This window comes from Vibrio sp. bablab_jr001, assembly GCF_016464285.1.
GTDB classification, from domain to species: Bacteria; Pseudomonadota; Gammaproteobacteria; order Enterobacterales; family Vibrionaceae; genus Vibrio; species Vibrio fluvialis.
In genome coordinates this window covers 86,699-110,134 of the sequence record NZ_JACDWZ010000106.1, presented here as the reverse complement: position 1 = coordinate 110,134, position 23,436 = coordinate 86,699, and the positions used below count along the sequence as shown (strand labels likewise).

Below are 23,436 nucleotides of genomic sequence, written 5' to 3'. Positions count from 1 at the left end.
TTCTTAAAGAAAACTCAACGCAGATAACCAAAAGGAAGTTGAGCCTATGCATTTAGAGCGAATAGAAGTATCTGGTTTTCGTGGCATTCGTCGTTTATCGCTCACTCTGGATGAACTCACAACGTTAATAGGCGAAAATACCTGGGGTAAATCTTCCCTGCTGGATGCGCTTTCAGTGATGTTGCCGGCCAATGGTCTGCCCTATCAGTTTGAGTTGCAAGACTTCCACGTCGACTACTCCATCTCGCACCCACAAACTCAGGATATTCAGATCATCCTCAGCTTTGTCGCGTCCGATGCGAAAGAGCATCGTGCCGGGCGTTACCGCAATCTCAAACCAGTTTGGCGTGAAGACGACAACGGCCAGCACCGCATTATTTATCGCGTGAGCGGCTCGCGAGTGCAATACAATATCACCACCGATTACGCATTCCTTGATCTCGACGGTAATCCGATTCCGATTCATCATACTGAAGTACTGGCCAAAGAGCTGATGAGTCTGCATCCGGTCATTCGTCTGCGTGACTCACGCCAGTTTGATCGCCCGTTCGACAGCAAAAATGGCGTCAGCTCTCGGGTCGAAAAACGCATCAATAATACGGCTAGGCGTTTGATGGCCATTCCTGGTCACGTCAACAAAGGCGAAATGCGCAGCAGCTTAAATGCCATGCACGCTCTGGTAGAACACTACTTTTCGTTTAAAAGCCAGAGTCGAAAGAATCCTCGGCGCGAGCGCGAAAGTCTGGTGTATGGCTCCCCGGCCAACGAAAAAAGCCTGACGCAAATTGTTGACGAAACGAAGAATCGGCAAACTCGATTGCTGCTATTAGGATTATTGAATGCCTATCTGCAGGCAAAAGGCCCACATGAACTGCGACGCTTTGCGCGTCCGATTCTCATCGTTGAAGACCCTGAAGGTCGTCTGCACCCCACTCACCTTGCCCGCGCCTGGAGCCTGCTCGAACTGCTGCCAATGCAGAAGATTCTGACCACCAACAGCGGAGACTTGCTTGGCTCTGTGCCACTGCATTCCATACGCCGCTTGGTGAGAAAATCCGATAAAACCGTCGCGACCAGCATGCCGCTGAAAGGTTTGAGCCGTGACGAACTCAGACGCATTGGTTTCCACATTCGCTTTCATCGTTCGGGCGCGCTCTATGCGCGCTGCTGGCTACTAGTGGAAGGCGAAACGGAAGTCTGGCTGTTCAGCGAGTTGGCACGTCAATGCGGCTACAACCTGGCAGCCGAAGGCGTACAGATTATTGAGTTTGCGCAATCAGGTTTGAAGTCGTTGATCAAAGTCGCCAAAGCGTTTGGTATTGAATGGCACGTGGTGACCGACGGTGATGCGGCGGGTAAGAAGTACGCCGCGACAGTTCAAGGTATGCTTGGCCATGATCAGGAGCGTCACCGCTTAACAGAACTGCCTGACCGCGATATTGAACACTTCCTTTATTCACACGGCTTTGAGTTCTTTTTCAAAGACATGGTGAAGATCCCACATGATCATCCGATCCCGGCCAAAAAAGTCGTGACGAAGGTACTGAAGAAGCATGCTAAACCGGATTTGGCATTAGCTATTGTTTCACACTGCGAAGAGAATGGCGTTGATTGTATTCCGGTACTTCTGCGCTGGACACTGAAGCGGGTCATTACCATGGCCAATGGCAACACCTGATATCGCCACCGCATAAAAAAAGGCACACATTCCTGTGTGCCTGGTATCAATGCAGTTCAGAACAAAGGGACAGTCAACTGAACGCCAATATCAAATAAACTGATAATTCGATACAAATTAATCGGGGGTGTCTTTTCTCAGAAGCAAGAGGTAAGCCGAGCGCCGTTAGGCAACGTGCTCCGCTTTGTTTAACTCTTTTTTAAGATCGGACTGTTTTGATCGCTGATGCAGCCAAACGCCGCTCGATTTCATCAGGTAGCCGAACAGCCCACCTAAGAATAGTGAAGGAATGACGAGCTTCCAGTCGCCACTGGCGGCAAACGTCGCACATGAACCGATGAAGGTTCCAGGAATGTACGCGAGCCACTGTTTACTGGCCTGAATGCACATGAAAAATGCAACAACCGCAGTAATGACATAACCCAGGATTTCAATGCCAACGTAGTCAGAAGCTTCAATAATCACCATCGCCCAAAATACGCCGCTAAGATTGGTCAGCAGGCTTTCACCTAAACCTCTCAATCCGTCTTTCGGCGAGGCAAAGTAGCTGGTACATCCAAGGAAGCCAGCCCATGACAGTAGTCCAAGTGAAACGGCTACCCAGCCCCAAATACCCGACAGAATTCCTGTAGTCAGTGAAATAGCGAACAGTGTGCTCATAATACCCTCTGCGAAGTTTCCACCCCATAAGGATGGTCACATCAGTGAATCAAGCGAGAATACTAAGAGCTAAAACACACCTTTACCAGTGATATTGGTCACATTAAATATGCAAACTATAAATGAATATCATAAAAATCGTGACGCAAACGGTAAATCAACAGATTTAGGAAATATAAAACACCTATAGAACTGAAGGTCTTCCTTTCATCATTCGCAGCCCTTCCCGCTTTATGCACTCTGCTAACGGGTTCTCAGACATGTCCGCACGCCACACAAACGACAACGTCCGCTCCATATTCAATTCTGGCACATTCAGAGCTACAAGTTGTCCACTCTGAATATATCGCTCGACGTCCAGATAAGGCAGACACGTGAGATAAGAACCGTTTGCGACCAAGCTGCGCAGTACCGGTACATGCTCGTATTCACGCCATACGTCGAGATCGGCGATTAATTTGTGAATGGAGCTATCAAACGTTTTGCGAGTCCCTGACCCATGTTCGCGCAGAACCCATTTAGCCTGCTCCAACTGCGCCAGGCTGACAAAATCACGCTTGGCAAATGGATGATGGGCGGACGCGACAACCGTCAGATGGTCACGACACCACACTTCCTGATGGATTCGATTGTCATCACATCGTCCTTCAATGATGCCAAGATCATACTTGTAATCGAGAATCCCCTCGATTACCCCCTGAGTACTTTTCACACCCAGTTCAATTCGAATCTCTGGAAAGTCACTATCAATAATACTGATAAGGTCTGGAACTAGGTGTTCAGCGGGAGTTTGGCTTGCCCCCAAACGGATTTCTCCACTGAGTAAATGCTGGTCATAAAAACCCATTTCGATTTGCTGTGCGTCCTGCAGCAGCTTCTTGGCTTTGGGGCGCAGCCACATTCCCCAATGGGTCAAAGCCATCTGCTTGCCCTGCCTTTCAAATAAAGGTCTGCCAAGCATTTTTTCCAACTGAGCTAAAGACATGCTAGTCGCAGATTGTGTCAGAGCAAGCTTATCCGCTGCTGCACTGACACTGCCACAATCAGCGACCGCTTCAAATACGGCTAATTGTTTCAATGAATATCGCACTGCTTTTCCTATGTGTTCTGTGATTGAACAGCTTGTCTATGCGCAAGCGGTTTCATTTTACTGGTTAAGTTTCTTATATCAATACAATTGATGTGGATAAGAAAAATTATCAATTTTACCTGTAGGGCTTCTGTCCCTAATCTGATTTCAACGCAGCACATAACGTGTTGTTTTACATAAGGAGGTAATACATGAACATCAGTTGGGGGAGCGAATATGTCTGCAGCCTACTCTGAAAATCAAAATTATTTTTCGCCCTACGAAATGATGGCGGAAGCAGAGAAGTTCGCATTGAGCAAAGCAAAAAAGACCAGTGGCATGACACTCAGCCTTGCTGTCATGGCCGGTGCATTCATAGGACTGGCTTTCTTGTTTTACATCACAGTAACCACTGGCAGTGGAAGTGCCGGATGGGGTCTGAGCCGTTTGGCTGGTGGCCTGGCATTCAGCATGGGCTTAATACTGATTGTCATTTGTGGTGGCGAGCTCTTCACCAGCTCCGTGCTGTCCAGTATTTCCTGGGCGAATAAACAGATCAGCTTCGGCAAGATGCTGTCCATCTGGGGCAAGGTCTACGTGGGTAACTTTATTGGTGCGATGTTCTTGCTGGCATTAGTGAGCGCAGCGGGTTTATACCAGCTCGATCACGGCCAATGGGGCTTGAATGCACTGAACATCGCCCAGCACAAACTCCATCACACCATGTTGCAGGCCTTTGCGTTGGGTGTGCTGTGTAACCTGCTCGTTTGTCTCGCTATCTGGCTGACCTTCAGCTCGGCGAATGCGATGACCAAAGCGGCAATGACCATTATGCCCGTGGCGATGTTTGTCTCCAGCGGCTTTGAACACTGTGTCGCCAACATGTTCATGGTCCCACTCGGTATTGTTATCCATTACTTCGCGCCTGAAAGCTTTTGGCAGCAAGTGGGGATGAATCCGGCTCAATACGCCGACTTAAACGTTACACAATTTATCACCGCTAACCTCATTCCCGTTACGCTCGGCAACATTGTTGGTGGTGCAGTTCTGGTGGGATTGGCCAACTGGGCTATCTACCGCCGCCCTCATCTGAAAGTGGCCAGTGTTGCCACCATTACGGAAACCACCAATATCAAGTCACTGAAGGACGCTATGATGAAAAATACTCTAACTGTTAAAGACATGATGAATGCTCAACCTGTCACTCTGAGCGTAGAACAACCAACAGCAGTGGCTGTGGATACGCTGGTTGAACACCATTTAAATGCCGCGCCAGTGGTGGATGTTGAAGGTCGTTTGGTGGGTATTCTGTCCACACACGACATTATGGTTGATTTGTGGTGTCAGGATTACATTCCGGCAGACGAACAAAAAGTCGTAGACCTGATGACACGCGACGTGATTGCCATCGACGTCAACGACAAACTGGTCGATGTGGCTGAATTCTTCTGTATCGATAAAGAGCAGCTGTTCCCAACCACTAACATGGGCATAGCAACCCGCTTTAACTCTCTCTCACTCGAAGAGCGCGCGAAAAGTATGAAAGTCAGCAAACCGCATGTGCTGCCTGTTCTGGAAAACGGTAAATTTGTCGGCGTGTTGGAACGCAATCATGTACTGGCAGCATTGAGACCGATTTACGGCGAGCGTCTGAGTGTCGTCGAAGAACAAGAACTGGCCCGCGCCTAATTTACAACACGAACAAGTCAGACGGCTAATTAAGACAAAGCCCCGTTGTCTCTAGAGACAACGGGGCTTTCTTCTGTCAGAGCGAAAGAATTACTTCTTAACACCTTCGATGTACAGCTGCATGTCCGCGTAAGATGTCGGGCCCATCACCGCAATATCAAAATCTTTCAGTTCAAGACGAGTTGTGCCGCTAAAACCAGCGCGCTCACCGCCCCATGGATCTTTACCTGCACCGATGAATTCAGCATCAATAGTAATTGGCTTGGTGTGACCATGTAACGTCAGATCGCCCATCACTTCCAGTTTGCCATCACCTTTATCGACCACTTTGGTGCTGGTAAAGGTCGCTGTTGAGTATTTTGCAGCGTCAATAAAGTCTGAACTGCGAATGTGCTTATCACGCTCAGCATGGTTTGAATCCAGGCTGGTCGTATCAACCGTTACGCTTACTTTAGATGCAGAAACGTTTGCTGGGTCGTAAGAGAATTCACCGCTAAATGTATTAAAACGGCCCATTGTAAAACTGTAGCCAAGATGGCTAACTTTAAAGTTTACCGATGCGTGTGCACCTTTTGTGTCAATCACATAGTCCGCTGCGCTAGCGCCGAATGGCATTACCATTGCCAATGCTAAGCCCGATGCCAATAACGTCTTTTTCATTTTGATGCTCCTATCATTTTGCGTAGCGTATTATCTTGGTTAATAAAGTGGTGCTTCAAAGCAGCCGCAGCATGCAGTACCGCCATCGCAATCAATGTCCACGCTGCATACTCGTGGATCAAACCTGCTAAGTCGGCTTGCCCTTCGAACAGCGCACCCGCGCCAGGAACGGTAAACCAGTTAAACACGTCGATTCCACGGCCATCTTCTGTTGAAATCAAATAGCCTGATACAAACAGAATAATCAAATCTAAGTAGATGAAACCATGAGCTAATTTTGCTGATGCTTTTTCCCAGCTTGCCCCTTCAACCCTAGGTGACAACGTCACCAATTTCCACACAATGCGGAATATAGTCAGGGCAATTAATAAGATGCCGACCGATTTATGCCAGTGTGGTGCCGTTTGGTACCATTGACTGTAATACGATAAATCGACCATCCAGATACCGGCAGCAAACATACCGACAACAACCACCGCTGACAGCCAGTGGATAAGCTGAGAAATTCGGTTGTAATGGGTGACTTCTGTACTCATGATATTTCTCTCATTGGTAGTCAGTACAACAATAATCAACGGCAAGCATATCGGTTACTACATATTCGTAACAGAGTATTTACCAAGATTTACGCAGCGAATAGACGACTGGATTGATGAAGACGTTCGAATAATTTGAAGTGGCAGGTTAAAAAGGCGTTTTTAAAATTCACTTTCTTTTTCAATTTGATAGAGCTCATCAGCGATATCAAGCATTTTGCGCTCAACCACAGATTGGGCATCAGAGACACCTCGGTTATAGTAAAATGGCCCTATCTTATTTGTAACAAAATCTAACAGGAACCAGGCATCAAACTGCTCCAGCTCAATATCGAGCTCATCGGCACAAAACTTTTGCAGTGCAGAAGCCAGTTCCTCACGCTGTTGTTGAGTAAAAGATACGTCACTCATGGCAGGTTTCCTTCGGCGTTGTTGATAAGCGTGATCATTTTTCAGCCAATTATTCATCAGCACAGAGAATAAAGGTGCAAAAGATCAAGAAGTGGTCATTTGCCGCTAGTGGCAAACAGTAACTGTGATAATCTTACCTAGCTTTCGTAATGGAGAACAACGAGTTGTTACTGGACATCCTCACTCAAAGTGTCAATGAATTCCAGGCAGACTGCTTAAAGCTGTGTGAAAAGCACTACCCGACGATTCACAATCAGGGAATGAGTGAACATCATCTCGGCTTAGCCTTTGCCCGCCGTCTGGCACGTACGCTGACAGAATTTGGCCATCGCTGCGAATACGCACCCATCGAATCGGTTTATCAGACAGAGCAACCCCACCATTACCGAATCAGCAGTGATGCTGGGACAGTCTGGGTTCTTACGCATCATATGGTTAGCGCAGGCAAAACATGCCGAGACAAACTCATGCGCGACATTACCCAATGGAAGCAGGAATACAGCTACGCCATTCAACCCAATGATTTGTTGCTGTTGTTGACGGATCACTGGATCAGCCGCAGCCAGAAAAGCCGCGAACTGCTGCATTGGTGGACCGGACAACTTCCCGATGAAATCGAAGATTACAGCGCACAAGGCATCACACTGTATGAAAGCGAATCGCAACTGACTCAAGCTTTGGACACCTTTTTCAATATCAGCCCCTGCTATATTAAGTTTGGTCATCCGCTGAAACGCTCCAAAAATCAACAGTTGGTACGGAAATACATTCAGTTATACGCCGTCCTGCAATGGGCCTGATCCCTGAAAGAGCCGTGAAGTCCCCGACTTTCACGGCTTTTTTTCATCCGTCACATAAGCTTCATCTTGATGTCGCATAGTGTCAGCCAAAGCCACTGGATATGACACTGATGTGAAGAGCCTCAAGCGCTATCAATATGAACGATATGCAGTTTTATGTAATTTGGCCTATCCGCGCGTGTTCAAACAAACCAACTATGGGTTTGATCCCAACGGCCAGCGCATTGTTTATAACCGCTTTGGAAAAATCATGATGCGAGTGCTGTGGAGCAAACGCGATGACGAGGCGATCGTCGTCATCAAAGGCTCTCACTCTCTGGTCGACTGGTTGCTCAATTTGGGTATGTGGAAACGTAATACCAGGGAACTGGGACTCAGTTATCCGATACACGCGGGCTATCACTATCTGATCCATCAGGAAAGCTTACCGGGTTACAACAGTGACAAGTTGGGTCTTGCGGTTTACGAGCGATTGTTAAGTTATGTCGAGCCACTGATCGCCCAAGGCAAACAGATAACGATCACCGGACACTCATCAGGAGGTGCGATTGGTTGCGTACTCGCAGATATGCTGGAGCAACGATACCCAAAGCGCATAAAACGTGTCGTGACTTTTGGCCAACCAGCGATTGGCGGCTATCGATTTCACAAACACTATCGCCTGTCTCGCCGCACTTATCGTGTGTGTTGCGATTTGGATATAGTGACCTTCTTACCGCCGATTCCGCTCTATTACTGGCACGTAGGAAAACTGCTCTGGCTTCATAATGGCAAGATCTATGAAAACACCCCCACGTTTATTCGGTTGGGAAGATCTTTGGTTTCATGGTTAATACGTCCTTTTTCTTATCATTTGATGAGCCGCTACATACGCAACAAAGATTTTTTTGATGAACGATGAAATGTATAAATTTGAACTTCGTCCCTATTTATCCGCAACTTACCTAATGATTACACAGCAACACTCGCCCCCTGCCACAGATGTAAGGCTAAAAAATCGTGAACATGACGTTATGTGATATGGCTCGACATGATTTAACTCTATGTAAACTAATGTGTTATTTCATAAGCCAGCACACATTAGATCATAAAACGATCAAAATAGACGTTTTGATCCACTAGCCTTTGATCTGCTCCAAATTTAAGTGTTTTATCTGGTTGACACGAACGGCTCTTCGTCAATATTATGACCATGTCAAAATAAACACGGCATGGACGCGTCAGCACCGTGATTACTCAAGGATATCGAAAATTGTATGATTCTCACTGACCCACAGCAGTATCAGCAATACGTCACATTTGATATGGATGGGCAATATATTGCTCACTACAAAGGCTTAACACTGCGTAGCGTTTTTCAACCTATCTTCTCAAGGACTCAGAGAATGGTTGGCGTTGAAGCTCTGGTGCGCATTCATACCCATTACCATACGCAAATTCGGCCAGACATTTTCTTTCATTCCGACCAATATGGCCTGATTGATAAACTGAATGTCGAATATTTGAGCCGTATTCTACACCTGCGTAATTTCTCCATTTCATGCTTCCGCCACTTAAAACTCTTTCTCAATGTACTTCCGCTTAGTGGGAATGCCGTCAATCAAAGTATCAGCGACAGTTTATTGTCCCACCGTTTAGATGAGCTGGGCTTATCTCATGATCAAGTCGTCATGGAGCTGGTAGAGCTCGTTTCTGATGATGATGTTCAGTTGCAACGTGCTACGCGTCAGTTGTCGACACACGGATATGGGATTGCAATCGATGATTTTGGTTGTCAGGCTTCTAATCAGGCCCGCGTTGATTTACTGTGTCCTGACATTATCAAGTTTGACCGCCATTTATTGGCGGAGTATATGCAAGGTAATACCGCACTGTTGCTCAACGCGATGAACGTTGCCAAGCGAGCCAACGCTATGACGGTTGTGGAAGGTATTGAAACTGAATCGCAACTGCGTGCAATGCAGGCATTGGATATTGATATGTTTCAGGGTTATTACCTGGGCATGCCAGAAGCGATTGTCCCTATTGATGGCAGCGCATCAATCAAAATGGCCATCGGCCAATAAAAAAGTGGCCGACCATCTGTATCGACCACTTTTATTTATTCACATCGTAACGGATTCAGGAAAGTCGCTTTCCGATACCACCACCACGCCATTTTTCCCATTATGCTTGATGTCGTACATCGCTGCATCGGCAGCTCGCAGAGCCGTCGACAGTGTGTGACGCTCAACCTGACATAATGAAACACCAATACTTGCCCGTACATTCACCAGCACACCAGGTTTGATGGTGACAGGTTCCGAGATCACGGCCAGTAACGTCTCCCCAAGCGCTTCAAGCTCGGCGATAGAACTCACCGTTTGACCGGCCAGAAGAACAACAAATTCATCCCCACCCAAGCGACCTAAACCTGCAGTATCACTGAGCTGCTTTTTCATTCTCATCGCCAGTGTTTGCAGCAACATATCTCCCGCTTCATGGCCGTAAAGATCGTTGACGGGTTTAAATTCATCAAGGTCGATTAGAACTACAACTGCGGTGTCATCTTCATGACGAGTTTGCAGTTTGAGTTTCTCGAAATATTTATTGAGACCACGGCGATTGAGAATACCGGTCAGAGGGTCTACCGTCACGTGCACTTCCAATTGACTCTTCGCCTGCTCAAGTTCCGCCGTACGTGCAGCAACACGGGTTTCCAGCACTTTTTCTTGTTCGATCAAAGTGTTGACCAAATCGGCCTGTGCTTTCTCTTTCTGACGCTTGAGATCGTTAAATTTTGCCACCAACGCGAAAGAGAGTAGCAACATTTCAACTGCCGAACCAATTTGCATGCTGTAGACGGTAAAGAAATTTGATGGCAGTAGCCCGGCATTGCGGATTGCCAGTAGCGACGTGCCCACCAGCAACAAAGCCCAAGCTAATACAAAGATTCTGGCGGCCGGGATCTTCAGCCGCACCGCTGCGATCCCCACCGACAGTAAACTCACCGTGGTCAGGACTGCCTGAATCGACATAATTTTGAACGCCAGAGGAATCTCGGTAAACCAGGTCGCCACGACACAAACGCCCCAGACACCAATCGCCGCAAGTACAAACTTATCCCAGCGCGGTGCGAAAGTCGCGAGATTGAGGAAACGGCGGGCAAACATTAATGCAAGGGTTGCCGCGATGCTATAGCCAGTTGGCACCACACGATCTGACGCATGTGTCACGTCCGGCCATAGCAGCAACGGACCAATACCATTCATGCTGGAAGCCGCGAGAGCGAAGGTGAACACAAAACTGGCGTACAGCAGGAAAATACGTTGTCGCAAACCGATAAACAGCAGCAAGTTATAGCTACCCAGCGCGATCAACATGCCGTAATACAAAGACAGCACCACCAGTGTGCGGGTATCAGACTTGGCATACGCCTGCTGCGTCATCAGGTTCACGCTCATCGCCAAAGCGGCATGACTCGCTCCGCGAATATAGATAGTGGCGTGCTCTCCCGGTTGGAAAGAAACGGGAAATGCGGGTTTACGACTGGCAAGTGGCCACTGGTTGACTGGCACATCCCGTCCAGAATAGAAGGTTTCAATCCCTTGGTCGGAAACAATATAAAAGCGCACATCATCCAGGTAAGCGTACTGAAACTCTAACACCCAGTTCTGACTGGTTGTAAATTCGGACGACAAATCCAACTTGAGCCAAATCGCACTGTCGGTATAACCAAAATTCATTTCCTGCGTATGCATTGTGGTTTTGAACTGATCACTGCGCCTAAGCACATCTTGAATGGTTAGCTGAGCCGACGTATCACTCAGGTATTCGGCTTTGCCACTCAGAGGAATCACTGTGGCGCTTTGGTCATTCAGCACCAGTCTGGACTGCGCAAGAGCCTGCGGCATCCCCACACAAAGAGACAGCATAAAGAAAGCCATTATGCCCAAAACGACTTTAGGCAACTGATATGTTGCTGTGATAAGTCTGATCTTTACTGACGTAGAATGAGCTTGAACCAGCGTCAACCATGAATGATGGTGAACGATATTCTGATGTGGTAACGGTGCCACTTTTATATTCCGCTCTGATGAAGGTTTTTAAATGAAGTGGGTAGTATATCCAACTTACAAAACCATGCCGAAACGTTTTTCAGTCAATCTGATATTTAGTGCAAAATAGCGACACGTTCACAGCAAAAGTCGCTCACTTTAAGAATGACATACGCTAAACTCACTCAAGTTTTTGAGCGTCATTACGTTCAATGACTCATAATTAGTGACAGCGTCACTAGATGTAACAGCACTAGTCCTGATAAAATACCGCCAGCCAGAGTGTGACCTGATCGGGCGATGTGTAGTTTACTTTATGTCGAGTGTGTGCCGGAATATTGAGGTAATCTCCCACATTCAGTGTTGTTGACTCACCATTGTCAAATTCGACCGTACCACAGCCCTGCAGCACCAACACCCATTCATGTTCGTCCTGATCGTACCAACCGCTTTCCGGGGATGTGTGACCTTTTGACAAGATACGTTCTATACGCACATGGCGATGACGCAGCAAGTCAGTAAACTGCTCGTTAGTCAATTCAGCGGGTATGGTCTCAAACAGATTCATGAAATCACCTATCCTTTTGAAATGTATAACTTAACTAATTTGTGACATTGTCACCTAAAATAAAGCCCACTGAATCAGTGGGCCTGGTGACTATTGGGCTTTTACCAGTAACGGCGCGACTTGTGTCGGGGTGATGACCACCGCAATCGACTTCGACGTTGGCGTATCGCTCAAATCCCCTTTACTGCCCAGTGGAATCAGCGCGTTGGCTTCCGGGAAATACGCGGCGACGTTGCCTTTAGGAATGTCAAACGCCACGATTTTAAATCCGATAATCTGACGCTTCACATCATCAGTCCACAATGTTTCGATGTCCACCAGATCGCCCGCTTGCAGACCTTGTTTATCAATATCTTTGGCGTTCATGAAAATCACGTTTCGTTCACCAAATACGCCACGATAGCGATCATCAAAACCGTAAACCGTGGTGTTGTACTGGTCGTGAGAACGCATGGTTTGTAGCACAAATACTGGCTTTTTAGTCATCTGCTCCGTTTCTACCGGAATGATTGACTGAGGCAGTGCGTTGCAGCTGATCTGCGCTTTGCCGCTCGCCGTTTTCCAGTTCAAATCACGCGCTGAGTTACCTAAGTAAAAGCCTCCCGGACCTTCAATTCGATGGTTAAAGTTCGTGAATCCCGGAATGATCTTTTCAATCAAATCGCGAATGTTGTCGTAGTTATCTGCCATCGACAGCCAGTTAACCGGGTTGTTTTCGCCCAGTGTTGCTTTTGCCATGCCGGCAATGATGGCTGGTTCCGAGCGCATCTGTTCACCGGTCATGTCGACGCGGCCTGATGATGCGTGCACCATGGAAAATGAATCTTCCACAGTCACTTTCTGTGGTCCCGACGCTTGCATATCGACATCAGTACGACCCAAACACGGGAGGATCAGCGAATCTTTACCCGGATTCACATGACTGCGGTTTAGCTTGGTTGCGATGTTTACGGTGAGCTCGCAATTGCGCATCGCTTTAGCCACCAGCTCAGTATCCGGCGCGGCAGCAACCAAGTTGCCACCCAGGCCGATAAACACTTTGCTTTCACCGCGACTCATTGCCTGCAGTGCATTGACGACGTTGTGTCCGTGTTCTTTTGGAGGAATAAAGCCAAGTGCTTTTTCAATATTTTCCAGCAGCGCGGCTGGTGGTTTTTCATTGATGCCCACCGTGCGGTCACCCTGCACGTTGGAATGACCACGTACCGGACACAAACCAGCACCATCTTTACCCACCTGGCCAAACAGTAGCTGTAAGTTCACCAGTTCCTGAATCGTTGCTACCGAGTGTTTATGCTGCGTCACGCCCATCGCCCAAGTGACGATAACGCGATTGGCGTTTTGATAAATATCCGCCGCTTGCGTCAGTTCAGCCTGGCTGAGGCCCGATTGTTGTTCGATGTGTTCCCAAGGCGTTACACGCACTAACTCCAGATACGCATCCAGTCCTTCGGTGTGTTGTTCGATAAACGCCAAATCAAACACTGATTCGCCGCGCGCTTGAGCTTCTTCGTGACGCCCCAGAAAAATTTTGACCAGACCACGCACCGCCGCCATGTCACCACCAAGTTTGGGCATGAAATAGTCACTGGTGGTTGGCGTTGAACCATTGCTGAGCATTTCAAATGGGTTCTGCGGGTTGGTAAAGCGTTCCAATCCACGCTCTTTCAGGTTGTTGAACGCCACCACGCGCGCGCCACGTTTGTAAGCCGACGCCAAGGTTTCCAGCATACGTGGGTGGTTGGTGCCCGGGTTCTGACCAAACAGGAAAATCGCATCAGCTTCTTCAAAATCGTCAATCGTCACGGTGCCTTTACCAATCCCGATTGTGCGTGATAACGCAACACTGGTGGCTTCGTGACACATGTTCGAGCAATCTGGAAAGTTATTGGTGCCAAAACGGCGGGCAAACAACTGATAGAGAAATGCCGCTTCGTTACTGGCTCGGCCAGAGGTGTAAAATTCGGCCTGATTCGGATTGTCCAGTTGGTTCAAGTGTCTGGCAATCAGTGTAAAGGCGTCATCCCAGCTGATCGGCTCATAATGGTCCGTCTCTGCGTTATAGCGTACGGGCTCGGCTAAACGGCCCTGGTATTCGAGAAAATAGTCGCTTTGCTTGTTCAGCCAACTGACCGAATACTGTTGGAAAAACTCACCACCAACGCGACGGGCTGTCGCTTCCCAGTTCACCGCTTTTGCGCCGTTTTCGCAGAAACGGAAGCGTCCCGGGACATGTTTTTCACCCCAGGCACAGCCCGGACAGTCAAAACCGTGATCCTGGTTGGTTCTCAATAGGTTTGAAATGTTTTTGGCAACGTTATTACTTTTGAACAGATGATGCGCGGTGCTTTTCAGTGCGCCCCAGCCACCCGCTGACCCGGTATATTCTTTAATACTCATTTTATTCTTCTCACTTTCTCACTGACTGCAAACGCGAACGACCGTGGTAAATATTGAACTGCTGACGTTTGGTAAAACCGATAAGCGTAATGTCAAACTGGCGCGCCATATCAACCGCCAGTTTTGATGGTGCGCCAACAGCAACGACCACCGGAATATGCGCGATCGCCGCCTTTTGCATAAGTTCAAAGCTGACACGTCCGCTGAGGATCAATACCCCTTGTGGATGCCAGCGTTGTTCACTGACTACTCTCCCAATCAGCTTATCGACGGCGTTGTGGCGCCCCACATCTTCCGCCGCCACAATAAACTCTCCGCCCGCAAAGTAACCTGCGCCATGCACAGCCCCGGTTTCGGCAAATAGAGGCTGACGCGAAGCAAGCATAGCAGGCAGGTGCATCACTGTGTCTGAAGTTAGCCAATCCGTTTCACTATCTACGCGAATTTCCCGATGCAGCGCCAATGCCTTAATCGAGGTTAGTCCGCAAATTCCGCAGCTGGACTGACTCACATAGCGGCGTTCCTGACCTTGAATGCGCATGGCTTGTTGATGATTCAGCGTGACGAGCCAATGGTTGTCGGCATTACACGCTTCCTCATCGGCAATTTCGATGTTGAGTATCTGATCCAGTGAATCCACGATTTGTTGTGACAACAACAAGCCTCGAATCAAATGCACATCATCTCCGGGCGTGCGCATCGTCATGCTCCATTCTTGCGTATGAAGAATTTGAGTCGCGGTGTCTTGCCATTGCACACTGATCTGCAATGGTTCTTCGATGGCGAGAGGATCGTGTTCAAGCGTCAGCCCCATTTCGCAATCGAAACGCTGACGATAAACGTGACCCACCCCCTCAGATTGAGCACTCTGAGTGGTCGTAGTGACGGTTTTTTCTAACATGATTCTTATTATTGGCTGACTGACTTTCACGATAAGCATGGCAAGTGGCAACGTTGTTGATACCCAGAGCAATGGCTTAATGTGTAAAGTGGGAGCTGTGTTAAAACACAGTTGGCAGCAAACTACTCCTCACTTTGCGTTCGGTCAAGAAAACCATATTTTATCAAAGGTTTATTTTTGACGTCTATTCGCAGCTGATGCCCGCACATTAACGTTCTTTACAGGCTGTTCATGCATTATATGCACCACTAACCATAAGATTAAACTAACATTCCATTAATGAAACACCCGGTCATCGTTCAATAACCGGGTGGAATCAATGGCCGCTAGCTCGGTATTCAACAATCACGTTTTCGGTTGTAATACTACAGCAGGAAAGGATATACCCCTCCGCCACGTCTTCATCAGTAATGCCGCCGTTGTGCAGCATCTCCACGTTGCCGCTGACTTTATTGACTTTGCAAGCACCACAAATCCCCCTGCCACACGCTTTAGGAATGGTCAGCCCGGCTCTGGCCGCGGCAGCGTGCACCGTTTCGCCCGGTGCAATGTGTACCGATTTGTCGCTGTTGGTAAACGCCACTTCAATCAATTCGCTCGGCAAAATGGCATCCGCTTCTTCAGCGGCCATTTCTGCATCTCTTCATCCCGATAACCACGATAACCCGACCAATTCTGACCCGATTCCAGACGTTCACAGATCAAGTGCAGATGGAAGTTACTGATACGCGAGGACATCACTGCAGGTATCATGTGGTCTCTTTTATCCGCTCAAGCAGAAACTCGCGAAATTCTTTCGCTACCAGCAATGCGCCTTCAAAGTCATAGGCAGAAACACAGATCTCCAATTGTGAACTGAGCGCAGAGTTAGCCTTATCAAAACAGGACCTATGCTGGGTATAGTAATACTCTGCTTCGAGATCATTCTCTTCGAGTAGTTCATACAAGTGCTGTAACTTGAACTCCAGCACGGAAAAATCCAGTTCTTCACAACTCTCCTGACTCGGCTCGACCAGCATATCGTGCGAATCCTGCGCTTCTTCGCGTTGGGTGAGTGCCACGCTCTGAGTGGTATCAATACTCAGCTCTAACGCCAGCCAGAAGGTGCTGCCTTTGCCCGGACGACTTTCTACACCGACTTCTCCCCCCATCAGGTGCGCTATACGTTTGCAAATTGCCAGACCAAGCCCTGTCCCTCCATACTTGCGCGTTGTCGAAGAATCCGCTTGCTGGAAGTTATCAAACACTTTGAGTTGCTCTTCCTCGCTCAGGCCAATTCCGTTGTCTTGTACACTGAAGTGGAGCGCCATGACCGATTCCGAACTTGCTTCACCTCGCAGGCGCATAGTCACCTCGCCGTGTTCGGAGAACTTAATCGCATTGCTGACAAAGTTAAGCATGATCTGTTTGATCCTGAGTGGATCCCCCACCAACGGCGGCAGTGTTCCGTTCATATCCACATGCAGTTTTACGCCATGTTTTTTCGCTTTGTAATCGAAAATGTCATGCACATCGTAAACTACTGATTTGATATCAAACGGAATTTGCTCAATCTCTACTTTACCCGCATCAATTTTCGACATGTCGAGAATATCGTTGATCAGTGACAGCAGGTGTTTGCCTGATTTATCAATCGTGATCAAATGGTTACGCTGCTCGTCGGTGAGGCTGGAACTCATCAGCAGATGTGACATGCCCAGAATGGAGTTCATCGGCGTACGAATTTCATGACTGACATTGGAAATAAACTGACTTTTCGCCAAGTTAGCATTTTCCGCCTGCAACTTGGCGTCTTTCAAAGCGCCCGTCAGCTTGTCGAGTTTGTCCCCCATCAGCATGACCGAGTTGGCTGTTTCATCCAGTTCTTTCAACCTATAGCCACCGTGAGACACATTGAAGTCACCGATACTGACCTTGTGCACCATATCCTGAATCTGTGCCAATGGCTGAGCGATAGCCTGACTCATCTTCTTCGACGACAGCCAGATGAAGATCAGGAACAGCGAATAGAAGCCAATCAACCCCAGAATCAGCACATAACCGATATTTTGGTACTTGGTTTCCAGCAGGCGAGATTCCGCAAACATCTTGCTTTCATCAACGATCATCAGCAATTGCCACTTGGTTTCGGGAATCGTGGCCCAGGCAACCAACTTGTTCTCTCCGCCCAGCGTCATTTGGGTAATCCCGTGCTCCTGATGACTGAGTTGCTGGCTGAGTACCGCCGTATCCGGCCGTTTGTGAAGGTTAAACTGCTCCGGCTTGAACACTTCTTCCGAAATCGCTTGCTGATAGTTGTGATCGGTTAATTCTTTAACACCGAAGTCCCGCTCGCCTTGCGGCGGCAGTGCCATGATATTGCCGGTGTTGCTCGCCAGTACTGCGTAGCCATTCCACGGCACCGCGAGATTCTGAATACTCTCAACAATGGCGCTGACAGTAATATCCAGACCTACCACACCTTCAAGAAAGCCGCGGAAATAAACAGGTGCGATCGACGACGCCATCCAACCCTGGCCTGCGGGATCAATATAAACATCCGTCCACACCACTTTTTTCTGCGGGTTGTGTGGGTAGGTCGCCAGATAGTAGAAGTTGTAATCCGGAATATTCATGTCCGGCGGATACTGCTCTAACGTCGAGAACCAAGGATAAATGCGGTTGTATGAGTCCCAGCTGTTGAAATAAACCGCCGCCACCAGATCGTTGTTCTCTTTAATCTGTTTCATCAGCGGATCCAAGGTCGCCAGTTGGTAGACCTTTTCTATCTGTTTGTTTTTCGTCAAACCGGAATAATACGACGCGGCCCCACCCTCATCGCGCAATGAATACAGCACCCCGCTGTCGCTGAGTTGAATATTGGCTTTTTCAGTGTCGATTTCGCTGACAGGAGATGCAAAAACACGCTCAGTTTCGTGGCTGTATAACGCCGTCAGGCTGGCGATGTTTTTCAGCTTTTCACCGATGATTTCAGTCTCTCGCTTTGAAGACCTCTCCAGCTCAGTATTAACCTGCCGATTGATGTAACTCATGTTGTCGGCACTGATGAAATGGTTACTCAACAGATAGACAGCAATAAGCACCGACTCCACCAGAATCAGCGGAATGATCCCGGTCTTGACCATCGAACGCCATACCCAGGCTTGTGTACTGATCGTGTTTGATTTCATTGTTATTCCACGTTATTGGCAGCAATACGACAAAGATTAATTCGCGTAACGAAGCGCGACTTCATAGAGCTCATCGGCAATGTCGACAAAAACATCGACAATATCCGGATCAAAATGTGTTCCTTTACCATCCAGGACCAACTGCACCGCATCCTGATGGGTGAACGCAGGTTTATAGACACGTTTGCTGATCAGCGCGTCATACACATCGGCAACCGCCATCAGACGTGCCGCCAGCGGAATATCGGTGCCGGACAAGCCGCGTGGATAACCCCGGCCATCCCAGTGTTCATGATGCGAATAGGCTATTTCCTTGGCGTAGCGCAGAAACTCAATCGATTTTCCGGTGACGACTTCGGCTTTCAGGATCGCTTCATAACCAATCGTGGTGTGAGTTTTCATGATTTCAAACTCTTCTTCCGTCAACTTGCCCTCTTTAAGCAAGATAGTGTCGGAAATACCAATTTTACCGATGTCGTGTAAAGGGGCCGATTTGTAGAGTAAATCGATGGTGCGATCGTCGAGTTGCAATGCATAGCGCGGATTTTTACGCAGATTCTCGGCGAGCAGTTTGATGTATGTTTGCGTGCGGCGAATATGGTTGCCAGTTTCATTGTCGCGGGTCTCGGCCAGCGACACCATGGCGTAGAACGCAACATCCTGAATCGCATGTAGCTCTTCACGCTGGCGCACCAGCTCAAGCGTGCGACGTTCGACCTCTTTCTCCAACGCCTGCTTTTCACCGTGAAGCAGATCTTTAGCCAGTTTGAGCGAAACATGCGCATTAACGCGAGCTTTCACTATATCGGGATTGATTGGTTTGGTGATGTAATCGACCGCGCCCAGTTGCAAGCCTCGACACTCATCGAATTTTTCAGATTTGGCGGTGAGGAAAATCACCGGAATATGCGCAGTCGCCGGGTTCGATTTCAGACGCTCACACACCTCGAACCCGTCCATTTCAGGCATCATAATATCGAGCAGAATCAGATCCGGGCTTGCCGTTTCCGCAATACTGATACCGCGTAAACCACTGTTCGCCCCTTTGACCTTGTAATCCTCTTTGAGTAACTGATACATCAGCGTCAGATTCTCTGGGATATCATCGATTACTAACAGCGTCGGTTTGGATGACGACACATCAAACATCCTGAGACTCCTATCAAATACGAGCTATCCTTGCCGCAATACCAACCCGTTCCTTGTTGGTACGAACTACATTCCCCTCTCGGAGGGCCAATGATTCTTAATGGCGGCGCTGTTTAAACGCAACGTTAAATTTAGTTATTACTAATTTAGTCGCTATACAGAGGATTAGGAGTGATTGGTGTCAATTTATCAAACATAAGCAAGGATCGGCGGTATCGTCGCCTCTGGCACGGAATTCCATGCCATAAACCGTCACACATACCGCCATAGTCGGCGAGATTATTGGATCCAATCCAACAGATTCCACCACAGGTAATCCAGTGGCATCAGTACAATAATGGTGACTGCAGCGAGCGGAAGTGTCACTTTCACCAGTTTAGCTAAAGGTTCTTGAGAAAGCTGCATAGCGACAATTAATGGCCCAACCTGATAAGGAAAAATCACCGTCGAGAAGCCGATCACCTGAGTCATCAGTACCGCAGGTATTGAAAAGCCTGTCGCATTGGCAAAATCAGAGGCCATTGGAGTCAACACCGTCGGTACACCAGGAATCGTTGCGACTAATCCGGTTAAAGTCGAAATCATCGACAGCGCCATATAGCTGAGAAACGGCGTATTTGGATCAGAAGGCAACATATGGCTGAACATCTGCCCCATCTCCGCCCCCAAGCCGGAACCGTTGACCAGCGCACCAAGGCCAAGTGCTGATGCAACAAATACCACGGTGCCAAAGTCTACCGAACTATTGAACGCCTTCGGTTCTACCACGCCCCATTTTGGCAACAGTAATAAAATAGCAGTGACCAGCCCAACCCAAGCCGGGTTCACACCATGAATCGTGTCTGTGATCCAGAACAACAACGTGATCGCGAGAAGAACTGAGACTTTCTTTTGCATCGCATGATTTGAGGGAAATTCCTCCGTCTGCGCCGCTGCCAGCAGAAAGGATGGATCAATCTGCGCAGGGAAAATTCGCACCACCAACCAAACCAACAAAATAGACTTCACAATCCCAAGCACAGGAAAATGCAGCAACAAATATTCAGTGTAACCAAAATGAATATCGAACAGTGTTTCACTGGCCCCAGCAAGAATCATGTTGGGAATATTGGCAGGCAGCACCGCAAAACTCGGCATGTTACAGGCGATAGCCAGAGACGTCGCGATCCCCAATCGCCCATTGCTGCCTTTGGCAAACCCAACCGCATCGGCCAGCGCCATGCCGATCGGAATCAACACCACCGCGCGGCCGACCGAAGAGGGCATCACAAACCCCAGCAAGGCGGAAGTGAATACCAAACCACCGATTAAGCGCGGGTAACTGGTCGTCAGATGTGGCGCAATGAATGATGCCAGACGCTTGCCGAGCCCAGAGACGGATATCGCTGACCCAATTACAAAACCAGAAATAATCAACCATACCGCCGTCGAACCGAATCCGGCAAATAACGCAGATGGCTCAATCAGATGAAACACCGTAGCCAGAGCAAAAAACAGCAGCCCGGTCAGAAATGGCGGAAATAATCCCGTACTCCAGAACACCAGAGTAATCAACACCACCGCGGCGCTTTGCGAAAAGTTGGCCGATTGCCCGGCAAACGGATACACCGCCAATATGGCTGCGAGAATCATCGCGGCAACAACAATAACCGGTTTGGCTCTTAATTTATTCATCATAGCGACTGACTCCACAGTCAAAGAAAGATTGCATACAACGTGAACAGAGTTTTAAGATACCCGACATTCCGTGACGTTTTAAGAACCCCATATGCCAAACCATATTCCTGAAACGACAATGCAAACGCCCAGCGAAGTGGCATTCACGTTGGATGCTTCTCAGCCAGTACTGACTCATAGTCGCAGCATGCAGGCTGAATCAGGCATCGTTCCTCACTCACACCCCCGTGGTCAGTTATTATGGGCAGCCAAAGGCATTCTGCGCGTCACCAGTGAGCACGCAGTGTGGGTCGTGCCTTCAACACACGCAGTCTGGATTCCGGGTGGATTACTACATCAGGTCAGCAGTGAAACTGCGGCGCAGACACGCAACATCTATATCGACCCGTCATTTGCGATTCGAGAGAATGAAAAAGCGGTCATCATGTTGAAAATGAGCCCGTTGATGCGAGAAATCGTATTGAAGTTGACGGAAAGTGCAAATCACCTTTCCAAAGAACGGATTCAGCGTCTGGGGTTGGTCGCCTTAGATGAACTTGATGCGCTGGAGCCACTGCAACTGTTCATCTCCTCCGGTGACGATCCGCGCTTGAAAAAGCTCATCAGCCACATAGTTAACCATGCCGCGCAGAACGAACCTTTGGACTTACTGTCACGCAGAGTGGGGGCCAGTGTGCGAACCATTGAGCGACTGTTCAAAGCTGAAACCGGCCTGACTTACCGTCAGTGGCGCAGTCGCTTTCGACTGATGAATTCTCTAGAGCATATCGTCAATGGTGCCAATACGACCACCGTCGCCCACCAGCTCGGCTATCAAAGCGTCAGCAGTTTTATCTCGGCATTTAAGTCTTTGTTTGGGTGTACGCCACAGGAATACGCGAGCCGCAAGGGCTGAAATAGACGCTAAGCATGAATATGTTGATGTATACCTTGTCAAATGAGCGTGATTTACCCAACCCCAGTTAGGTAAACGGCAGCTAAAATGGTAAGATCGCCGCAATGATCAGTGCTGGCAGGTTCAGGCTCAACGAACCTGAGAAATAGTTTACAGCACCCACTAGATATAAAGGTTTACATTTCAAATGGTTAACAACTCAATTCAATGGTTTCCAGGCCACATGCACAAAGCGCGCAAGGAGATCGAAGAAGCGATTCCTCAGGTTGATGTGATCATCGAAGTGCTCGATGCGCGTATCCCTTTCAGCAGCGAAAACCCCATGATTTCTCAACTGCGTGGTGAAAAACCCGTGGTAAAAGTGCTGAACAAGCGCGACCTTGCCGATCCGGAATTGACCCAGCTTTGGATTGAACACCTGGAGAAAGAAAAAGGTGTAAAAGCGATGGCCATCACCACGTCGAATACTCAGGAAGTGCACAAAATTCTTGAGCTGTGCCGTAAATTGGCTCCGCACCGTGAAGAGATTGGTAAAAACATTCGCACCATGATCATGGGCATTCCTAACGTGGGTAAATCGACCATCATCAATACGCTCGCTGGCCGCGTCATCGCGCAAACGGGCAACCAACCGGCGGTCACTCGTCGTCAGCAGCGCATCAATCTGCAAAACGGAATTGTGTTGTCAGACACTCCGGGAATCCTGTGGCCAAAAGTTGAAAACCCGCACAGTGGTTTTCGCTTAGCCGCGACGGGCGCAGTGAAAGATACAGCGATGGAATACGATGAAGTGGCGTTCTATACGGTGGAGTATCTGGCAGCGCACTACCCAGAGAAGCTGAAAGAGCGTTACCAAATCGAAGAGACGCCAGAATCCGATGTTGAATGGATGGAAGCGATTGGCCGTAAACGTGGCGCCCTGCGCGCTGGTGCGCGTGTTGACTTACACAAAGCGTCTGAAATTCTGCTGCACGAACTTCGTCAGGGTATTATCGGTCAAATCACTCTGGAATTGCCTGAGATGATCACTCAAGAGCTGATCGAAGTGGAAATCGCAGAAGCGCGTAAAGCTGAAGAGAAAGCCAAAATCAAAGAAGAACGTCGCAAGCGTTACCTACGCAACAAACGCTGACTTG

21 protein-coding genes are annotated in these 23,436 nt (G+C 48.5%); 7 read left to right on the top strand and 14 right to left on the bottom strand.

The genetic code is table 11. The annotated features are described in order from the left end of the window. The first annotated feature begins 46 nt into the window (after positions 1-46). Positions 47-1,678 (top strand): ATP-dependent endonuclease, encoded by a 1,632-nt coding sequence (locus JIG40_RS20580; protein WP_199466003.1) that lies wholly within the window; start codon positions 47-49, stop codon positions 1,676-1,678. A 165-nt stretch (positions 1,679-1,843) separates the two neighbouring features. Here JIG40_RS20580 and JIG40_RS20575 read toward each other — a convergent pair whose 3' ends face one another. Together JIG40_RS20575 and JIG40_RS20570 are read right to left on the bottom strand one after the other, a co-directional pair. Next, positions 1,844-2,338 carry a DUF1097 domain-containing protein gene (locus JIG40_RS20575; protein WP_032081888.1) on the bottom strand — a complete coding sequence of 165 codons (495 nt, stop codon included), beginning with the start codon at positions 2,336-2,338 and terminating at the stop codon, positions 1,844-1,846. A gap of 184 nt (positions 2,339-2,522) precedes the next feature. Then, entirely contained in the window at positions 2,523-3,428 is a 906-nt protein-coding gene (locus JIG40_RS20570; protein WP_020328538.1) for a LysR substrate-binding domain-containing protein, read from the bottom strand. Positions 3,429-3,644: 216 nt separating this feature from the next. On the opposite strand from JIG40_RS20570, the gene focA reads away from it, so the two are divergent. Continuing rightward, complete coding sequence (gene focA, locus JIG40_RS20565) at positions 3,645-5,096, top strand: formate transporter FocA (protein ID WP_020328537.1); 1,452 nt, start codon at positions 3,645-3,647, stop codon at positions 5,094-5,096. Between the two features lie 90 nt (positions 5,097-5,186). Here the strand turns inward: focA and JIG40_RS20560 are convergent, their stop codons facing one another. The 3 genes from JIG40_RS20560 to JIG40_RS20550 all read right to left on the bottom strand — a co-directional run bounded on the left by JIG40_RS20560 (position 5,187) and on the right by JIG40_RS20550 (position 6,703). Continuing rightward, positions 5,187-5,756 carry a YceI family protein gene (locus tag JIG40_RS20560; RefSeq protein ID WP_199466002.1) on the bottom strand — a complete coding sequence of 190 codons (570 nt, stop codon included), beginning with the start codon at positions 5,754-5,756 and terminating at the stop codon, positions 5,187-5,189. After that, positions 5,753-6,292, bottom strand: a complete 540-nt coding sequence (locus tag JIG40_RS20555) for a cytochrome b (protein ID WP_199466001.1) — start codon at positions 6,290-6,292, stop codon at positions 5,753-5,755. The genes JIG40_RS20560 and JIG40_RS20555 overlap by 4 nt, the downstream gene beginning before the upstream one ends. A 162-nt stretch (positions 6,293-6,454) precedes the next feature. Continuing rightward, on the bottom strand, positions 6,455-6,703 hold the full coding sequence (locus tag JIG40_RS20550; protein ID WP_020328534.1) for a DUF2164 domain-containing protein: 249 nt from the start codon (positions 6,701-6,703) through the stop codon (positions 6,455-6,457). A gap of 164 nt (positions 6,704-6,867) precedes the next feature. Between JIG40_RS20550 and JIG40_RS20545 the strand changes: the two genes are divergently transcribed. The 3 genes from JIG40_RS20545 to JIG40_RS20535 all read left to right on the top strand — a co-directional run bounded on the left by JIG40_RS20545 (position 6,868) and on the right by JIG40_RS20535 (position 9,569). Next, on the top strand, positions 6,868-7,503 hold the full coding sequence (locus tag JIG40_RS20545) for a hypothetical protein (protein ID WP_020433306.1): 636 nt from the start codon (positions 6,868-6,870) through the stop codon (positions 7,501-7,503). 112 nt (positions 7,504-7,615) lie between these two features. Continuing rightward, the gene (locus tag JIG40_RS20540; protein WP_055453408.1) at positions 7,616-8,404 is read left to right on the top strand and encodes a DUF2974 domain-containing protein; all 789 of its coding nucleotides are present in this window, start codon (positions 7,616-7,618) and stop codon (positions 8,402-8,404) included. A 355-nt stretch (positions 8,405-8,759) separates the two neighbouring features. Beyond that, positions 8,760-9,569, top strand: coding sequence for an EAL domain-containing protein (locus JIG40_RS20535; RefSeq protein WP_199466000.1), 810 nt, complete (start codon positions 8,760-8,762; stop codon positions 9,567-9,569). A gap of 39 nt (positions 9,570-9,608) precedes the next feature. On the opposite strand, the gene JIG40_RS20530 is transcribed toward JIG40_RS20535, so the two are convergent. The 9 genes from JIG40_RS20530 to JIG40_RS20490 form a co-directional block, all read right to left on the bottom strand. Further along, the gene (locus JIG40_RS20530) at positions 9,609-11,417 is read right to left on the bottom strand and encodes a diguanylate cyclase (protein WP_244662707.1); all 1,809 of its coding nucleotides are present in this window, start codon (positions 11,415-11,417) and stop codon (positions 9,609-9,611) included. 376 nt (positions 11,418-11,793) lie between these two features. Next, the gene (locus JIG40_RS20525) at positions 11,794-12,108 is read right to left on the bottom strand and encodes a cupin domain-containing protein (protein WP_199465999.1); all 315 of its coding nucleotides are present in this window, start codon (positions 12,106-12,108) and stop codon (positions 11,794-11,796) included. A 90-nt stretch (positions 12,109-12,198) separates the two neighbouring features. Further along, positions 12,199-14,508, bottom strand: a complete 2,310-nt coding sequence (locus tag JIG40_RS20520; RefSeq protein WP_199465998.1) for an FdhF/YdeP family oxidoreductase — start codon at positions 14,506-14,508, stop codon at positions 12,199-12,201. A gap of 10 nt (positions 14,509-14,518) precedes the next feature. Continuing rightward, a complete protein-coding gene (locus tag JIG40_RS20515) occupies positions 14,519-15,409 on the bottom strand; it encodes a formate dehydrogenase accessory sulfurtransferase FdhD (RefSeq protein WP_199465997.1) in 891 nt (296 codons plus the stop codon). A gap of 316 nt (positions 15,410-15,725) precedes the next feature. Next, positions 15,726-16,040 (bottom strand): 2Fe-2S iron-sulfur cluster binding domain-containing protein, encoded by a 315-nt coding sequence (locus tag JIG40_RS20510; protein WP_199465996.1) that lies wholly within the window; start codon positions 16,038-16,040, stop codon positions 15,726-15,728. Then, positions 15,998-16,162 carry a hypothetical protein gene (locus JIG40_RS20505; RefSeq protein WP_199465995.1) on the bottom strand — a complete coding sequence of 55 codons (165 nt, stop codon included), beginning with the start codon at positions 16,160-16,162 and terminating at the stop codon, positions 15,998-16,000. Before JIG40_RS20505 ends, JIG40_RS20510 begins: the two co-directional genes overlap by 43 nt. Further along, positions 16,159-18,579 (bottom strand): hybrid sensor histidine kinase/response regulator, encoded by a 2,421-nt coding sequence (locus tag JIG40_RS20500; protein ID WP_199465994.1) that lies wholly within the window; start codon positions 18,577-18,579, stop codon positions 16,159-16,161. Before JIG40_RS20500 ends, JIG40_RS20505 begins: the two co-directional genes overlap by 4 nt. A gap of 36 nt (positions 18,580-18,615) precedes the next feature. After that, on the bottom strand, positions 18,616-19,728 hold the full coding sequence (locus tag JIG40_RS20495) for a two-component system response regulator (protein ID WP_199465993.1): 1,113 nt from the start codon (positions 19,726-19,728) through the stop codon (positions 18,616-18,618). A 279-nt stretch (positions 19,729-20,007) separates the two neighbouring features. After that, positions 20,008-21,405 (bottom strand): SLC13 family permease, encoded by a 1,398-nt coding sequence (locus JIG40_RS20490; protein ID WP_199465992.1) that lies wholly within the window; start codon positions 21,403-21,405, stop codon positions 20,008-20,010. A gap of 91 nt (positions 21,406-21,496) precedes the next feature. Here JIG40_RS20490 and JIG40_RS20485 point away from each other — a divergent pair, with 91 nt between their 5' ends. Next, positions 21,497-22,300 (top strand): helix-turn-helix transcriptional regulator, encoded by an 804-nt coding sequence (locus JIG40_RS20485; RefSeq protein WP_199465991.1) that lies wholly within the window; start codon positions 21,497-21,499, stop codon positions 22,298-22,300. Positions 22,301-22,487: 187 nt separating this feature from the next. Then, on the top strand, positions 22,488-23,432 hold the full coding sequence (gene ylqF / locus JIG40_RS20480) for a ribosome biogenesis GTPase YlqF (protein ID WP_032081916.1): 945 nt from the start codon (positions 22,488-22,490) through the stop codon (positions 23,430-23,432). Positions 23,433-23,436 lie beyond the last annotated feature (4 nt).

Bases quoted from the DNA above. Each gene is read 5' to 3' on its own strand.
- JIG40_RS20580 (WP_199466003.1), top strand. From the start codon at position 47: ATGCATTTAGAGCGAATAGAAGTATCTGGTTTTCGTGGCATTCGTCGT.
- JIG40_RS20575 (WP_032081888.1), bottom strand. From the start codon at position 2,338: ATGAGCACACTGTTCGCTATTTCACTGACTACAGGAATTCTGTCGGGT.
- focA (WP_020328537.1), top strand. From the start codon at position 3,645: ATGTCTGCAGCCTACTCTGAAAATCAAAATTATTTTTCGCCCTACGAA.
- JIG40_RS20560 (WP_199466002.1), bottom strand. From the start codon at position 5,756: ATGAAAAAGACGTTATTGGCATCGGGCTTAGCATTGGCAATGGTAATG.
- JIG40_RS20555 (WP_199466001.1), bottom strand. From the start codon at position 6,292: ATGAGTACAGAAGTCACCCATTACAACCGAATTTCTCAGCTTATCCAC.
- JIG40_RS20550 (WP_020328534.1), bottom strand. From the start codon at position 6,703: ATGAGTGACGTATCTTTTACTCAACAACAGCGTGAGGAACTGGCTTCT.
- JIG40_RS20535 (WP_199466000.1), top strand. From the start codon at position 8,760: ATGATTCTCACTGACCCACAGCAGTATCAGCAATACGTCACATTTGAT.
- JIG40_RS20530 (WP_244662707.1), bottom strand. From the start codon at position 11,417: ATGCTGTCTCTTTGTGTGGGGATGCCGCAGGCTCTTGCGCAGTCCAGA.
- JIG40_RS20525 (WP_199465999.1), bottom strand. From the start codon at position 12,108: ATGAATCTGTTTGAGACCATACCCGCTGAATTGACTAACGAGCAGTTT.
- JIG40_RS20520 (WP_199465998.1), bottom strand. From the start codon at position 14,508: ATGAGTATTAAAGAATATACCGGGTCAGCGGGTGGCTGGGGCGCACTG.
- JIG40_RS20515 (WP_199465997.1), bottom strand. From the start codon at position 15,409: ATGTTAGAAAAAACCGTCACTACGACCACTCAGAGTGCTCAATCTGAG.
- JIG40_RS20510 (WP_199465996.1), bottom strand. From the start codon at position 16,040: ATGGCCGCTGAAGAAGCGGATGCCATTTTGCCGAGCGAATTGATTGAA.
- JIG40_RS20505 (WP_199465995.1), bottom strand. From the start codon at position 16,162: ATGATACCTGCAGTGATGTCCTCGCGTATCAGTAACTTCCATCTGCAC.
- JIG40_RS20500 (WP_199465994.1), bottom strand. From the start codon at position 18,579: ATGAAATCAAACACGATCAGTACACAAGCCTGGGTATGGCGTTCGATG.
- JIG40_RS20495 (WP_199465993.1), bottom strand. From the start codon at position 19,728: ATGTTTGATGTGTCGTCATCCAAACCGACGCTGTTAGTAATCGATGAT.
- JIG40_RS20490 (WP_199465992.1), bottom strand. From the start codon at position 21,405: ATGATGAATAAATTAAGAGCCAAACCGGTTATTGTTGTTGCCGCGATG.
- JIG40_RS20485 (WP_199465991.1), top strand. From the start codon at position 21,497: ATGCCAAACCATATTCCTGAAACGACAATGCAAACGCCCAGCGAAGTG.
- ylqF (WP_032081916.1), top strand. From the start codon at position 22,488: ATGGTTAACAACTCAATTCAATGGTTTCCAGGCCACATGCACAAAGCG.